Source organism: Stenotrophomonas sp. P5_B8 (assembly GCF_054049855.1).
Genome location: NZ_JBFULO010000876.1, coordinates 1 through 574, shown reverse-complemented (window position 1 = coordinate 574; position 574 = coordinate 1). Strand labels below are relative to the sequence as shown.

At 50.4% G+C, this 574-nt stretch carries 1 protein-coding gene; it reads left to right on the top strand.

Features of this window, described 5'->3' with window-relative positions:
- Positions 1–353, top strand: a 353-nt coding sequence (locus ACXJKH_RS21945; protein WP_457322552.1) for a hypothetical protein, incomplete at its 5' end; no start/stop codon positions are given.
- Positions 354–574: the final 221 nt, after the last annotated feature.

Below are 574 nucleotides of genomic sequence, written 5' to 3'. Positions count from 1 at the left end.
AGGTAATTCTAGTAGCTAAAGATAAGTTGGAAATATCAATTGATGGCTATTGCGAGGACCCTCGCGAACTCGTCGAAATTCCGGAAGTAGTCAGATTCATCAGGGACTTGGACATGCAGTGGCCTCACTGGCTATTGTYTTGCGATTCGCAAAAGCCTTGGTTCCGCCTCGTATTCTTCTGCATTTGCGGAAAGCCGCTCCCTGGCGGTCATGTTGAACTTGACATGCCTACCATCAAGCCGACATTTGATCGATGGTTCTTTTCGCTGAATGATCTGAGCAATGAATTTGCCATCTCAATCGAGGACAACAAGCGCGCCTCGAAAAAGATCGAAATGCTAATACCCCGTTAGAGATCCGCTGCCTCATCACTTAAAGATCCTTTGCAACGCCCCCCCTGCAACCTTGATCAGTGCTTACGAAAGGGAAAGCCGGAGACGAAGCGCTTCAGGACTACTTGACCCGCAAAACGTAGCACCTCTGTACCAAAGGCCTTCTGTTCTCGGCGCAGGCCTAGGGGCGGCTTGCGAGGACTTCCAAGTCTCGACCGTCGACCGGAAAGCTAGTCAACAAC